The sequence below is a fragment of the Cellulomonas sp. NEAU-ZC6 genome (assembly GCF_056844425.1).
In genome coordinates this window covers 241,561-255,038 of record NZ_JBXFYH010000003.1, presented here as the reverse complement: position 1 = coordinate 255,038, position 13,478 = coordinate 241,561, and the positions used below count along the sequence as shown (strand labels likewise).

Annotated in this window: 12 protein-coding genes; 6 read left to right on the top strand and 6 right to left on the bottom strand. The window is 73.8% G+C overall.

Features of this window, described 5'->3' with window-relative positions; all coding sequences use genetic code 11:
- Nucleotides 1–78: 78 nt before the first annotated feature.
- Both AC1050_RS14785 and AC1050_RS14780 read left to right on the top strand, forming a co-directional pair.
- Nucleotides 79–1,485, top strand: a complete 1,407-nt coding sequence (locus AC1050_RS14785; RefSeq protein ID WP_482388163.1) for an MFS transporter — start codon at nucleotides 79–81, stop codon at nucleotides 1,483–1,485.
- A complete protein-coding gene (locus AC1050_RS14780; protein ID WP_482388162.1) occupies nucleotides 1,482–2,450 on the top strand; it encodes an alpha/beta hydrolase in 969 nt (322 codons plus the stop codon). The genes AC1050_RS14785 and AC1050_RS14780 overlap by 4 nt, the downstream gene beginning before the upstream one ends.
- A 43-nt stretch (nucleotides 2,451–2,493) precedes the next feature.
- Here AC1050_RS14780 and AC1050_RS14775 read toward each other — a convergent pair whose 3' ends face one another.
- On the bottom strand, nucleotides 2,494–3,087 hold the full coding sequence (locus AC1050_RS14775) for a TetR/AcrR family transcriptional regulator (protein WP_482388161.1): 594 nt from the start codon (nucleotides 3,085–3,087) through the stop codon (nucleotides 2,494–2,496).
- Nucleotides 3,088–3,187: 100 nt separating this feature from the next.
- Here AC1050_RS14775 and AC1050_RS14770 point away from each other — a divergent pair, with 100 nt between their 5' ends.
- The 4 genes from AC1050_RS14770 (at nucleotide 3,188) to mtnN (ending at nucleotide 6,402) form a co-directional block, all read left to right on the top strand.
- A complete protein-coding gene (locus tag AC1050_RS14770; RefSeq protein ID WP_482388160.1) occupies nucleotides 3,188–4,021 on the top strand; it encodes an alpha/beta fold hydrolase in 834 nt (277 codons plus the stop codon).
- Between the two features lie 73 nt (nucleotides 4,022–4,094).
- The gene (locus AC1050_RS14765) at nucleotides 4,095–5,072 is read left to right on the top strand and encodes a DNA-3-methyladenine glycosylase family protein (protein WP_482388159.1); all 978 of its coding nucleotides are present in this window, start codon (nucleotides 4,095–4,097) and stop codon (nucleotides 5,070–5,072) included.
- A gap of 137 nt (nucleotides 5,073–5,209) precedes the next feature.
- Nucleotides 5,210–5,662, top strand: a complete 453-nt coding sequence (locus tag AC1050_RS14760) for an S-ribosylhomocysteine lyase (RefSeq protein ID WP_482388402.1) — start codon at nucleotides 5,210–5,212, stop codon at nucleotides 5,660–5,662.
- A complete protein-coding gene (mtnN, locus tag AC1050_RS14755; protein ID WP_482388158.1) occupies nucleotides 5,659–6,402 on the top strand; it encodes a 5'-methylthioadenosine/S-adenosylhomocysteine nucleosidase in 744 nt (247 codons plus the stop codon). Before AC1050_RS14760 ends, mtnN begins: the two co-directional genes overlap by 4 nt.
- Nucleotides 6,403–6,425: 23 nt before the next feature.
- Here mtnN and AC1050_RS14750 read toward each other — a convergent pair whose 3' ends face one another.
- The 5 genes from AC1050_RS14750 to AC1050_RS14730 form a co-directional block, all read right to left on the bottom strand.
- A complete protein-coding gene (locus AC1050_RS14750; protein WP_482388157.1) occupies nucleotides 6,426–8,063 on the bottom strand; it encodes a PAS domain S-box protein in 1,638 nt (545 codons plus the stop codon).
- A 126-nt stretch (nucleotides 8,064–8,189) separates the two neighbouring features.
- Nucleotides 8,190–9,956, bottom strand: coding sequence for a glycoside hydrolase family 35 protein (locus AC1050_RS14745; RefSeq protein WP_482388156.1), 1,767 nt, complete (start codon nucleotides 9,954–9,956; stop codon nucleotides 8,190–8,192).
- Nucleotides 9,957–10,043: 87 nt separating this feature from the next.
- A complete protein-coding gene (locus AC1050_RS14740) occupies nucleotides 10,044–11,357 on the bottom strand; it encodes an ABC transporter substrate-binding protein (protein ID WP_482388155.1) in 1,314 nt (437 codons plus the stop codon).
- A 53-nt stretch (nucleotides 11,358–11,410) separates the two neighbouring features.
- Nucleotides 11,411–12,346, bottom strand: a complete 936-nt coding sequence (locus AC1050_RS14735; RefSeq protein ID WP_482388154.1) for a carbohydrate ABC transporter permease — start codon at nucleotides 12,344–12,346, stop codon at nucleotides 11,411–11,413.
- 4 nt (nucleotides 12,347–12,350) lie between these two features.
- Nucleotides 12,351–13,259, bottom strand: coding sequence for a carbohydrate ABC transporter permease (locus AC1050_RS14730; protein ID WP_482388401.1), 909 nt, complete (start codon nucleotides 13,257–13,259; stop codon nucleotides 12,351–12,353).
- Between the last annotated feature and the right edge of the window lie 219 nt (nucleotides 13,260–13,478).

Below are 13,478 nucleotides of genomic sequence, written 5' to 3'. Positions count from 1 at the left end.
ACGCTAGCAACGGTGCCGGTCGCCCGCCGTTCAGCGTGCCGACACGCGCCGGACGCCGAACGGCGGTATCCCTGGTGCGTGACCGCCGACGCCGCCCCGCCACCTGCCGCCCCCGCCGACGCCGGCGTCCCCGCGGACGGGACGCACCGCGGCCGCGGTCCGGTCGCCGCCTGGGCGCTGTGGGACTGGGGCTCGGCGGCGTTCAACGCGGTCATCACGACGTTCGTGTTCACGCGGTGGCTGACCTCGGACGCCTTCGTCGACCCCGCGGTCGTCGCGGAGGGCGGGCCGGCCCTGGACGCGGCGCTCGCCGAGCACTCCACCTGGCTCGGCTGGGGCCTGACGGCGGCCGGGGTGCTCATCGCCCTGCTGGCCCCGATGTCCGGGACCCGCGCGGACGGGTCGGGGCGCCGGCGCCGCGGCCTGGCGGTGCAGACCGCGATCACGGTCGCCCTGTGCGCCGCGATGGCGCTGGTGCGCCCGGACCCGGGGTCGCTGACCGCGAACCTGGTCCTGGGCATCGCGCTGCTGGCCACCGCCAACCTCACGTTCGAGCTGGCGTCGGTGCACTACAACGCGATGCTGCCGCGGGTGGCGACGCCCGCGACGCTCGGCCGGATCAGCGGGATCGGCTGGGGGGCCGGCTACGTGGGCGGCATCGTGCTGCTGCTGGTCCTGTTCGTGGGGTTCATCAACCCGGAGGTGGGCTGGTTCGGGGTCACCGGCGAGGACGGCCTGAACATCCGGGTGGCGGTGCTGGTGTCGGCGCTCTGGTTCGGCGCGTTCGCGATCCCCGTCCTGCTGGCCGTGCCGGACGCGCCCGACGCCGGCACGGGTGCGCGCCGCCGGCCGGGGGTGCTCGAGTCCTACCGCCGGGTCGTCGCCGACGTGCGCGAGCTGTGGCGCACGTCGCGCAGCACCGTGCTGTTCCTGCTGTCGAGCGCGGTCTACCGGGACGGGCTGGCGGGGGTCTTCACGTTCGGCGCCGTCATCGCGTCCGGGACCTTCGGGTTCTCCGCGAGCGAGGTGGTGGTGTTCGCGATCGCGGCCAACGTGGTCGCCGGCATCTCGACCGTGCTGGCGGGCCTGCTGGACGACCGCGTGGGGCCGCGTGCGCTGATCGTCGGGTCGTTGACCGGCCTGGTGGTCGCGGGCGTCGCCACGTTCGCGCTGTCCGGCCTGGGGACCTCGGCGTTCTGGGTGTGCGGGCTGCTGCTGTGCCTCTTCGTCGGCCCGGCGCAGTCGGCGAGCCGGTCGCTGCTCACCCGCATCGCGCCGCCGGGGCGGGAGAGCCAGATCTTCGGCCTGTACGCGACGACGGGGCGCGCCGCCAGCTTCCTCGCGCCGCTGGCGTTCGCGACGTTCGTCGCCGTCTCGGGGTCGCAGCGGTGGGGCATCCTGGGTCTCGTGCTCGTCATCGCCCTGGGGCTCGCCGCGCTGCTGCCGCTCCGGCTGCCCGCGGCCCGGGTGCGGGGGGCCGCGTGACGCCGGCCTGGCAGCCCGACCCGCTCGGCCCCGGCTGGGAGCAGACCACGCTCGCCCTGTCCGCGGACGACCCGGACCTGGTGGCGACGGTGGTGCGCCGCGCCCCGGGCTCCGACGCCGTGCCGGGGCCGGCCGTGCTGCACGTGCACGGGTTCAACGACTACTTCTTCCAGACGCACGTCGCCGAGGCGTTCGAGGCCGCGGGGTACGCGTTCTACGCCGTCGACCTGCGCCGGTGCGGCCGGTCCTGGCGCCCCGGGCAGACGCCGCACTACGTCGACGACCTCGCGGAGTACCGGGCCGACCTGGGCCTGGCCGCCCGGCTGCTGCGCGACGTGCTCGGGCACGACCTGCTGGTGGTGCACGGCCACTCGACGGGCGGGCTGACGGCGGCGCTGTGGGCCAACAGCCCGGCCGGGCGCGGCACCGTCGACGCGCTGGTGCTGAACAGCCCGTGGTTCGACCTGGACGCGCGCTGGTTCCACCGGGTGGTGTCGACGTGGGTGCTGGACAGTTTCGGGCCGGTCGACCGGATGCGGGTGCTGGCCGACGGTCCGTCCGCGTACTCGTGGCACCTGCACGTCGCGAACGGCGGGCGGTGGGAGTACGACCGCCGGCTCAAGCCGGCGGAGGGCTTCCCGGTGCGCGCGGGCTGGCTGCGCGCGGTGCGCCGGGGCCAGGCGCGGCTCGCGCGCGGGCTCCGGATCGAGGCGCCGGTGCTGGTCGGCACGGCGGCGGAGTCCGGGCCGAACTCGCGGGACAACCCGCTGCTGGACGCGCAGGACACGGTGCTGGACGTGCGGCAGATCTGGGCGCGGGCGCCGCGGCTGGGCGACGACGTGACGCTGGTGACCGTGCCCGGCGGCATCCACGACCTGGCGCTGTCGGCGGACGCTCCCCGGTCGCGGTACCTCGCCGAGGTGCTCGACTGGCTCGGCCAGGTCACGAACACCCGCGCCGCCTGACCGGAGGCGGCGCTCGAGGCCGTCGGCGTCCGGGCGGGGGGTGTCAGGTCCGCGGGACCCCCGCCGCGTCGACCAGGACCTCCGCCGCGGCCCGGGCCTGGGCGGCGGCCTCCCCGGAGCCGGCGATGGCCGCGGTGGTCTGCGCGCCCTCCGCGAGGATCGCCAGCTGGGCGGCCAGCGCCGGCGGTCCGCCCACGGCGGCGACCAGGTCGGCGACGTACGCCTGGAACGTCGCCTTGTGCTGCCGCGCCAGCGTCGCGACCTCGGGCGAGCAGCCACCGAGCTCGCCGAACGCGTTGATGAAGATGCACCCGTGGAAGTCGGTCTCGCCGAACCACCCGGCCAGGTGGTCGTAGACGGCGAGCACCCGCTCCCGCGGGGTCGGGGCAGCCGCGACGGCGGCGGTCAGCCCCTCCTCCCACATCGCGCTCCGCCGGCGCAGCACCTCGGCCACGATCGCGTCCTTGCCGCCGAACAGCGCGTACAGCCGCTTGAGCGGGACGCCCGCCTCGGTGCGGAGCTCGTCCATGCCCACGGCCTGGATGCCGCGCCGGTAGTAGAGCCGGTCGGCCGCGGCCAGCACGCGCTCGCGCAGGTCGTCGTCGGTCGACGGGACAGCGGACGTCGCGACGGACATCGGGCCCACCTCCAGGGGGTTGCGCGGAAAACGAACGTTCTCTAGTGTAGGCGACATCGCGGAGAACGCTCGTTCTCCACCGTCAGGGAGAAGGCGCACGATGCCGTTCATCACCGTGGGAACCGAGAACACCACCTCGATCGACCTGTACTACGAGGACCACGGCACCGGCCAGCCCGTGGTGCTGATCCACGGCTACCCGCTGGACGGGCGCTCCTGGGAGAAGCAGTCGGCCGCGCTGCTGGACGCCGGCTACCGCGTCATCACGTACGACCGCCGCGGGTTCGGGCAGTCGAGCCAGCCGACCATCGGGTACGACTACGACACCTTCGCCGCCGACCTCAAGGTCGTCCTCGACACGCTGGACGTCCGCGACGCCGTGCTCGTCGGCTTCTCGATGGGCACCGGCGAGGTCGGTCGCTACCTCGGGACCTATGGCTCCGAGCGCGTCGCCAAGGCGGTGTTCCTGGCGTCGCTCGAGCCGTTCCTGCTGCACACGGACGACAACCCGACGGGTGTCCCCCAGGACGTGTTCGACGGCATCCTCGCCGCCGTGACCGCCGACCGCTACGCCTACTTCACCAGCTTCTACGCCGACTTCTACAACACCGACGAGAACCTGGGCGGCCGGCTGTCCGAGGAGGCCCTGCGGCACTCGTGGGACGTCGCCGCCGGCGCGTCGTGGTTCGCCTCCAGCGCGGTCGTGCCGACGTGGCTGACCGACTTCCGCGGCGACCTGCCGAAGATCGACGTCCCCACGCTGATCGTGCACGGCACCGCCGACCGGATCCTGCCCGTCGAGGCGACGGGCCGGCCGTTCCACGCGGCGCTGCCGCAGGCGGAGTACGCCGAGATCGAGGGCGCCCCGCACGGGATGCTCTGGACCCACGGCGCCGAGGTGAACGCGCTGCTGCTGGACTTCCTCAAGCGCTGAGCCCGCGCCCGCACCGGACCCCGCCCACGCCGCCGACCCGCGGTGTGTCGGCGGGGTCCGTCATGCTGGTGGGGTGCCCGACCCGTCCCCCGACGCGGCGCGCGACGCCGCCCACGACGACGTCGCGCCGCTCACCAGCGCCTACGTGCCGGACGGCCCGCTCGACGTCCGGCTGACGCTGCGGCTGGTCCGCCGCGGGGGCCTCGACCCCGCCGTCCGGCTGGAGCGCGACGGCACCGCGTGGCTCGCGCTGCGCACCCCGGACGGCACCGCGACGCTGCACCTGCGTCCCGGTGCGGCGGGCGTGGCCGCCACGGCGTGGGGCCCCGGGGCGGCGCGGGCGCTGGCCGGCGTGCCCGACCTGCTCGGCGCCCGGGACGACCCCCGCACCTTCGACCCGGTGGGCCACCTCGCGCTGGCCGCCGCGCACCGCAGGCTGCGCGGGCTGCGCATCCCGCGCACGGGCGACGTGCTCGGCGCCCTCGTGCCCGCGGTGCTCGAGCAGCGGGTGGTGACCGTCGACGCGCACCACGCCTGGCGCTGGCTGCTGCTGCGGCACGGCTCCCTGCCGCCCGGACCCGCGCCCGCCGGCATGCGGGTGCCGCCGGACGCGCTCGGCTGGCGGCAGGTCCCGGTGTGGGACTGGCGCCGCGCCGGCGTGGACGACCAGCGCTCGGCCACGATCCTGCGCGCCGCCGCGGTCGCCGGCCGGCTGCAGGAGGTGCTCGCGGTGGCGCCCGACGCCCCCGGCGCGGACGCGGAGATCCGCCGCCGGCTGCGCACCGTGCCCGGCATCGGCGTCTGGACCGTGGCGGAGACCACCCGCCGTGCGCTCGGGGACGCCGACGCGGTCTCCGTCGGCGACCTGCACCTGCCCCGCCTGGTCGGCACGGCCATCGCCGGCCGGAAGGTCGAGCAGGAGGAGGTGCTGGAGGTGCTCGCCCCGTGGGCGCCGCACCGCGGTCGCGTCGTCCGGCTGCTGGAGCTCACCGACCGGAGCCGCGCGCCCCGGCACCGCCCGCTCCCCCGCCGCGCGTTCCGCCCCGCCTGACGGCGGCGGCCCGGGACGCCCGGCCGCCGACACGACCGTCCACGGCCGGCCGCGCGGAATACCCCCGGCCGCCCCGTCGCTGCACAATGGTCCGTGTTCGTCCGACCCACCCGAGGAGACCTGTGAACCAGCCCCGCATGAACGTCGAGTCGTTCAACCTCGACCACCGGACCGTGGCCGCGCCGTACATCCGGCTCGCGGACAAGAAGGTGCTGCCGGCGGGCGACGTGATCAGCAAGTTCGACATCCGGTTCGCGCAGCCGAACAAGGCGCACCTGGAGATGCCGGTGGTGCACTCGCTCGAGCACATGTTCGCGGAGCACTCGCGCAACCACAGCGACCGGGTGATCGACTTCTCCCCGATGGGCTGCCAGACGGGCTTCTACCTGATCCTGCAGGGCGAGTGGGCGGACGAGGACGTCTACACCCTGGTCCAGGAGACGCTGCAGGACATCACCACGGCCGACGAGGTCCCCGCCGCCAACGAGACCCAGTGCGGCTGGGGCGCCAACCACACGCTCGAGGGCGCCCAGGGTGCGGCGAGGGAGTTCCTCGCGCACCGCGCCGGGTGGAGCCAGGTGACCGCGTGACCACGACCGGGCTGGCAGGGGTCGACGTCGTGATCTCGGTGGCGATGCCGGACGAGGCCGCCCCGTTCCTGGAGCGGGCGGACTCGGTCGGCGCGCCGAGCACGGTCGGCGGCGCGGAGCACCACGTGCTCACGGTCGGTGGTCGCGAGGTGCTGCTGGTGCGCGCCGGCATCGGCCTGGCGAACGCCGCCTCGGCCGCCTCCGCCGCCCTGGTGCTGGTGGCCGCGGCGCGCGGCGGCGAGGCGCCCGCGGCGCTGATCAGCGCGGGCAGCGCCGGCGGCGTCCAGGCCGGCGTGCACGTCGGCGACGTGGTGGTCGGCACCGAGCACGTCTACACGAACGCCGACGCCCGCGCGTTCGGCTACGCGCTGGGGCAGGTGCCGGGGATGCCCGCGACCTACACCGGCGACCCCGGTCTGCGCGGCGCGGCGCTCGGCGCGGACGCCGGCGACGTCACGGTCCGGGCCGGGCAGATGCTGTCCTCGGACGCGTTCGTGGACGCGAACCTGGTCGGCCCCGTGCGGGAGCAGTTCCCCGGCGGGCTGTCGACCGACATGGAGACGACGGCGCTGGCCCAGGTGGCGCACGTGTACGGCGTGCCGTTCCTCGCCGTGCGCGGCATCTCGGACCTCTGCGGGCCCGCGGGCGCGGACGACTTCCTCACCCACGTGGACGACGCGGCGGACCGCTCGGCCGCCGTGGTGCTCGGCATGCTCGCCAGGGTGGGCGCGACGGCCTGACGGCGGGGCCGCCGCGCCGGGGCTCAGTCCTCGGCGCGGCGGTCGCCCGACCGGCGCTCGCCCTGCGCCCGCCGGTCGCCGGCGGAGCGGCGGTCACCGCCCTGCCGCCGGTCGGCACCCTGGCGACGGTCGGCACCCGACCGGCGCTCCTCGCCGGTCCGCCGGTCCGAGCGGCCCCGCCGGTCGCCGCCGAGCTTGGCCCGGTACATCACCTGGTCCGCGTCGTGCAGCAGCAGCTCCGTCGTGTGGAACCGGTCCGCGACGGTCGCGCCCACGCTCGCGCGCACCCGGGCCGTCTCCCCCGCCGCGTCGACGGTCACCTCGCCCATCGCCGACGCCGCGGCGATCGCCCGGCGCACGGCCGCCGGGGTCCCGGTGACCAGCAGCGCGAACTCGTCGCCGCCCAGGCGCGCGACCGCGCTGCCGGGCGGCACCAGGGACCGCAGGCGCTCCGCGACCGCCACCAGCACCCGGTCGCCCACCGCGTGGCCGAAGCTGTCGTTCACCGCCTTGAAGTCGTCCAGGTCGACGTACAGCACCGCGACGCTGCGCCGCGTCCCGAGCCGGCCGCCGGCCAGGGCCTCGTCCACCAGCCGGTGGAAGTGCGCGCGGTTGACCAGCCCCGTCAGGGCGTCGTGGTCCACCATGTGCGCGAGCCGCTCCTCGAGCGTCTTCTCCTGCGTCACGTCGAGCAGCACGCCGTGCAGCCGCGGGCGCCCGTCCCGATCCCGGCGCAGCACGGCGTCGTCCCGCACCCACACGTCGTGGCCGTCGCGGTGCCGCAGCCGGTAGGTGATCGACGGCAGCATCTCCCCGTCCGCCACCCCGGCGCGCAGCGCCTCCTCGTGGGTCCGCACCGGGCGGTCGGCGGGGTGGATGGTGCGCGCCCACGCCGCCGGGTCCGCCAGCCAGTCCTGCGCGGGGTAGCCGAGCATCCACTCGAGCCGCGGGCTGACGTACTCGAAGCGCCCGCCCGGGCCGGGCTCGGCGATGTAGACGACGGCGGGCACGTGCTCGACCAGCAGCCGGTAGTGCAGCTCGGCGGCACGGAGCTCGTCGGCCAGCCGCTTGCGCTCCGTGACGTCCTGGGCCATCCCGATGGCGTAGTCGGGCCGCCCGTCGGCGTCCCGGACCAGCGACACGGTCAGGTCGACCCAGAGCACGGAACCGTCCTTGCGGACGAACCGCTTCTCCATCGCGAAGCCGTCGTTCTCGCCGTCGACCATCGCCCGGAACAGGCGGTCGTTCTCGGCGACGTCCTCCGGGGCGGTGTACTGCGAGAACGGCATCGCCGCGAACTCCTCGGTGGAGTACCCGAGCAGCTGGCGCAGCGTGTCGTTGGTCAGCGGCGTCCGCCCGTCCAGCTGGACCAGGCCGATGCCGACCGGGGCCGCCTCGATCAGGCTCTGCAGCTGCCGGATCCGCTGCGCCTGGCGGGCGGCCACCGCGGCGGCGTCCTCCGCCGTGCTCTCGCCCTTGCGGCGGCGGCGCGGCAGCCCCGGCGTGCGGCCCGCGCCCTCGGCGGCCGAGGCCGGCGGGCGCGGGGTGACGCCGTCCAGGCCGAACCCACCCTCACGCGTCAGGGCGGCGAGCGCGCCGCTCAGCAGCCGGGCACCCTCGGCGGCGTCCTGCCACGTGTCCTGCGGCCCTGCGGCTCCCACGTCCCTGCCCGATCTCTCGCGACGACCGTGCCCGGCCGGCAGGCCGGGCACCTGGTCGTCACATCGGCGTCCGCGCAGGTCATCTGAGTGCCCGACCGGGTGGACCCGGCCTGCGAGCGGGTGACTTCAGACCTCGGAGGACCCGAGGTCCGGGCCGGCCGCGAACGTCACCCGGGCCTGCGCGGCACCGTGCAGCTCGAGGACGACGATCTCGTTGTCCTCGGCGCGCAGCAGCGGTCCCGGCACGTACATCGTCGCGGTGGGACCCGCGCTCCAGTACCGGCCGAGCAGGAACCCGTTGACCCACACCAGGCCCTTGCCGAACCCGTCGGTGCGCAGGAAGTGGTCGGCGCCCGCGACGGTGGCGAACCGCCCGTGCAGGAACACCGGCCCGGCGACGGGCGCGTCCACGGCGGCGGGCGCGGCCTCGGCGAGCAGCGCGGCCAGGGCCGGCTCCACCTCGTCCAGGCGCAGGGCGACCGTCTCCCAGGCGGTGATCTCGCGGTCGGCGGTGCGCGCCGGTCCGATCAGGCCCTTGGGCTCGCCGATCCGCGGCCCGTAGTTCACGCGGCCCTGGTCCTCGACCAGCAGCGTGAGCTCCCCGGCGCGGGCCGGCAGCGGGATCGTCCGGGTGTGCTCGGTGCGGCTGAGCACGCCGACCGGCTCGCCGTCCAGCGCGACGACGGCGCGGTCCCGCACCTCGTCGAACGTCACGGCGCGGTCGGTCGCCGTCACCTGCGTGCGGTAGACCGTGAAGCCCGACCAGTGCGCGAGCTCGTCGTGCGTCGGCAGGTGGTCCCAGGTCCGGGCCTCGCCGAGCACCGGCAGCGCGTCGGCGAACGGCACGCGGCGGTCCAGGTCGACCGTCAGCTCCGGCGCCGGTCCCGGGTCGGCCGGGAGCTCGTCGGGCACCGGGGCGTACCGGGCGATGACCTCGCGCATGGCGTGCCACTTGGGCGTCACCGCGCCGTGCTCGGCCAGCGGGGCGTCGTAGTCGTAGGACGTCGTGATGGGCAGGTAGGTGCCCTTGTCGTTCGCCCCGTTGGTGAAGCCGAAGTTGGTGCCGCCGTGGAACATGTAGAGGTTCACGGAGCCGCCCGCGGCGAGCAGGTCGTCCAGGTCCTGCGCGTTCGCCTCGGAGGGGGCGACGTGGTGGTGCAGGCCCCAGGAGTCGAACCAGCCGTTCCAGAACTCCATGCACATCAGCGGGCCGGTGGGCTGGTGCCGGCGCAGCAGCGCGAGGCGCTCGGTCGACCGGGAGCCGAACGTCGCCGTGCGGTGCAGCTCGGGGATGCTGCCGCGGGTCTGCATGGTGTCGTCGGCCTGGTCGCAGCTGAGCAGCGGCACGTCGATGCCGCGGGCCCGCACCATCGCGATCAGCGCGCGCAGGTACTCGTGGTCGTCGCCGTAGGCGCCGTACTCGTTCTCCACCTGCACGGCGACGACCGAGCCGCCGCGCGTGACCTGGCGCTCGGCGACCAGCGGCAGCAGCTGGTCGTAGTACTGCTCGATGGCGGCGAGGTAGCGGGGCTCGTGCCGGCGGACGCCGACCTCGGGGTCGGCCAGCAGCCAGCCGGGCAGGCCGCCGCCGTCCCACTCGGCGCAGATGTACGGGCCGGGACGCACGATCGCGTGCATGCCCTCGGCGGCGACCAGGTCCAGGAACCGGCCCAGGTCGCGCCGGCCGTCCAGGTCGAACCGCCCGCGCTCCGGGGCGTGGAAGTTCCACGCCACGTAGGTCTCGATGGTGTTGAGCCCCATGAGCCGCGCCTTGCGGATCCGGTCCGCCCACTGGTCCGGGTGCACCCGGAAGTAGTGCAGGGCTCCGGAGATCACCTGGTGCGGGCGGCCGTCGAGCAGGAAGTCGTGCTCGCCGATCTCGAACGTGGGCATGGCTGGGTGGTCCCCCGGGGTCTCGTGGTTCAGGACGGGCCGGCGGCGGGGTGCTCCCCGCCGCCGGCCCTGGTCGTGCGGCGGCGCTCAGTCGGTGGTGAAGCCCTGCTCGTTGCCGTAGCTGATGGACTGCTCCTGCCAGGCCTCCAGGCCCTCGGTCAGCGTGGTGCCGCCGACGTACGCCTGGCCGACGGTGTCGTTGAAGACGCTGTTGGCGTAGACCTGGAACGGCAGGTACTGCCAGCCCTCGACGACGTCCGCCGCGGACTGCGACAGCACCTCGTTGATCTTCTGGCCGCCGAAGTACTCCGACTCCTTGTTCAGGAACTCGTCGGACTCGAGGTCGGCCGTCGTGGCGGGGAAGCCGCCGGCGTCGATGCGGATCTGGGTGCCGTCACCGTTCGACAGGTACGTGAGGAAGTCGTACGCGAGCTCCTTGTGGGGGCTGGCGGACGTGATCGACATCGCGCTGCCGCCGTTCTCGGACGACGCGCTGGCGCCCTCCTCCCACTGCGGCATCGGGGCGACGCGCCACTGGCCCGCGGCCTGGGTCACGCTCGCCTCGAGGTTGCCCGGCATCCAGGCGCCGATGGTCAGCGTGGCGAGGGTGCCGTTGCCGAGGCCCTGGTACCACTCGTCGCTCCAGGACGAGGTCGGGGCGATCAGGTCCTCGTCGATGAGCTGCTGCCACATCTCGGCGAACTTGGTCGAGCCCTCGTCGGAGAAGTCGACCGTGACGTCCGTGCCGTCGACCTGGTACGGCTGGCCGCCGGCCTGCCAGATCATCGACGTCGCGAAGCCGGCGTCGCCGGTGTCGTTGGTGATGTAGACGTTCGGGTCCGCGGCGTGCAGGGCCCGCGCGGCCTCGAGGTACTCGTCCCAGGTCGTGGGGACCTCGACGCCGTACTTCTCGAACACCGTGGTGTTGTAGAACAGCGCCATCGGGCCGGAGTCCATCGGCAGGCCGTAGACGCCCTCGCCCTGCTGGACGGCGGACCACGGGCCGGGGCTGTAGGTGCCGTCCAGGTCGGCCGCGCCGAACTCGGACAGGTCGGCCAGCGCCTCGCCGATGGCGAACTGCGGGACCGCGTAGTACTCGATCTGGGCCAGGTCCGGGACGCCGGAGCCCGCCGCGACGGCGTTCTGCAGCGCCGTGTACTGGTCGGTGTTGGTGCCGGCGTTCACGACGTCGATCGTGACCTCCGGGTTCTCCTCCATGTAGGCGTCGGCGATCGGCTCGACCGTGTTGTCCCAGGCCCAGACGGTCAGGGAGCCGCCCTCGGCGGCCGCGTCGTCCGAGCCGGAGCCGGAGCCGCCGCCGGAGGAGCAGGCCGTGAGGCCCAGGGCGAGCACGCCGGCGGTGGCGATGCCGCGCCAGAGGGTGCGGTGGGTGGTGGTCATGCGAGGTCCTCTCACTTCGTCGTCAGATGCCGTAGAGCGTGTGGGGGTGCGGGTCACTCCTTGACGGAGCCCGCGGACAGGCCGGACTGCCAGAACCGCTGCAGCAGCAGGAACGCGACGATCAGCGGGATGATCGTGAGCAGCGCGCCGGTCAGCACGAGGTTGAAGATCGCCTGCCCGCCCGCCGTGGCGGCCTGCGCGTTCCAGGCGTTCAGGCCGAGCGTCAGCGGGTACCAGTCGGGGTTCTTCAGCATGATCAGCGGCAGGAAGTAGTTGTTCCAGGTCGCGACCATCGTGAACAGCAGCACCGTGACGATGCCGGGGGCCAGCAGCGGCAGGCAGATCTGGGCGAACGTCCGCGCCTCGTTCGCGCCGTCCATCCGGGCGGCCTCCATCAGCTCGGTGGGGATCGCCTCGGCGGCGAAGGTCCACATCAGGTAGAGGCCGAACGGCGAGATCAGCGACGGGATGATGACCGACCACGGCGTGTTGGTCAGGCCCATCTGGCTGAACATGAGGAACGTCGGGACGGCGAGCGCGGTGCCGGGCACGGCCACGGCGCCGATGACGGTGGCGAACACCGCCTTCTTGCCGGGGAACGTGAACTTGGCCAGCCCGTAGCCGCCGAGGACGGCGAGCAGGGTCGCCCCGCCGGCGCCGACGACCACGTAGAGCAGCGTGTTGCCGAGCCAGCGGACGAAGATGCCGTCGTCGTACGTCAGCGTGTCCGCGATGTTGGAGAACAGCGCGAAGTCACCGCTGAACCACAGGCCGAACGAGTCGAACAGGTCCGACTGCGTCTTGCTCGCGTTGATGAGCAGCCACGCCAGCGGGATCAGGCTGTACAGGCCGATGATCGCCGTGAGCACCGTCAGCAGGACGCTGCGCCGCGGCTTGTCCGAGCTGTAGGCCTTGCGGGACCGCAGGCGCGGGGCGCTCGCCGTGCGGCGTGCGGGCGCGCTCGTGGTCGGGGTGGTGGTGGTGGTCATCGCGTCACGCCTCCTTGCGCATGCCGCGCAGCTGGACGACGTAGGCGATGACCATGGTGATGAGGCCCATGATGATCGCGATGGTCGCCGAGTAGTTGTACTGCTGGCCGGAGAAGGACAGCGAGTAGGCGTACAGGTTCGGGGTGAAGTACGTGGTGATCGCGTTCGGCGCCAGGCTCTGCAGGATGCTCGGCTCGTTGAACAGCTGGAAGCTGCCGATGATCGAGAAGATCGTCGCGATGACCAGGCCGCCGCGGATCGCGGGGATCTTGATGGCGCGGATGACCTGCCACTGGCTGGCGCCGTCCAGCTCCGCCGCCTCGTACAGCGAGCCCGGGATGGTGCGCAGCGCCGAGTAGAAGATCAGCATGTTGTAGCCGACGAAGCTCCAGGTGACGATGTTGCCGATCGAGGCGAGCACCAGGTCCGGGGACAGCGGGTTGGGCAGCTGCACCCCGAGCGCGTCGTTGATGTTGCCGACCAGGCCGAACCGGGTGCCGTACATGAAGCCCCACATGAGGGCGGCGACCACGGCCGGCACGGCGTAGGGCAGGAAGATCGAGATCCGGAAGAAGCTCGTGCCGTAGAGCCGGCCGCTGTCGATCGCCAGCGCGACCAGCAGGGCGAGGCCGAGCATGATCGGCACCTGCACGACGAGGAACGCGCCGACCCGGCCGACGGACTCCCAGAACTGCGGGTCGGAGAACGCCCGCGAGTAGTTCTCGAACCCGACGAACGAGTTGCCGCCCACCAGCTGCTTGCGGAACAGGCTCAGGTAGATCGAGTAGACGATCGGGGCCAGGAACACGAGGGCGAAGACGGCCATGAACGGGCCGACGAACCCCCAGCCGGTCCACCGGCCGCGCCGCACGGGCTTGCGGGCGGGGACGCCTCGGGTCGCCACCACGGGCACGGGGACGTTCTGCGTCGTCACAGCGAGCCACTCCTTCGGGGTCAGGCGCCAGCCGATGTTCACGTCAACATCCGGCGGCGCGGACGCAACGTTCCCACGCGGTCGGGATCGTGTCAAACCTGTCCGGAGCCGGTGCGCACACACGATGGCGACGTCACCATCCGCACGATGCTGCGGGTGAGGGCGTCGGAGCGGTCGGACGGCCTGCCGAGCGGGCAG

What these genes read in the sequence shown, in the direction of transcription:
- AC1050_RS14775 (WP_482388161.1), bottom strand. Translation starts at nt 3,087, where the DNA reads ATGTCCGTCGCGACGTCCGCTGTCCCGTCGACCGACGACGACCTGCGC.
- AC1050_RS14770 (WP_482388160.1), top strand. Translation starts at nt 3,188, where the DNA reads ATGCCGTTCATCACCGTGGGAACCGAGAACACCACCTCGATCGACCTG.
- AC1050_RS14760 (WP_482388402.1), top strand. Translation starts at nt 5,210, where the DNA reads ATGAACGTCGAGTCGTTCAACCTCGACCACCGGACCGTGGCCGCGCCG.
- AC1050_RS14745 (WP_482388156.1), bottom strand. Translation starts at nt 9,956, where the DNA reads ATGCCCACGTTCGAGATCGGCGAGCACGACTTCCTGCTCGACGGCCGC.
- AC1050_RS14740 (WP_482388155.1), bottom strand. Translation starts at nt 11,357, where the DNA reads ATGACCACCACCCACCGCACCCTCTGGCGCGGCATCGCCACCGCCGGC.
- AC1050_RS14735 (WP_482388154.1), bottom strand. Translation starts at nt 12,346, where the DNA reads ATGACCACCACCACCACCCCGACCACGAGCGCGCCCGCACGCCGCACG.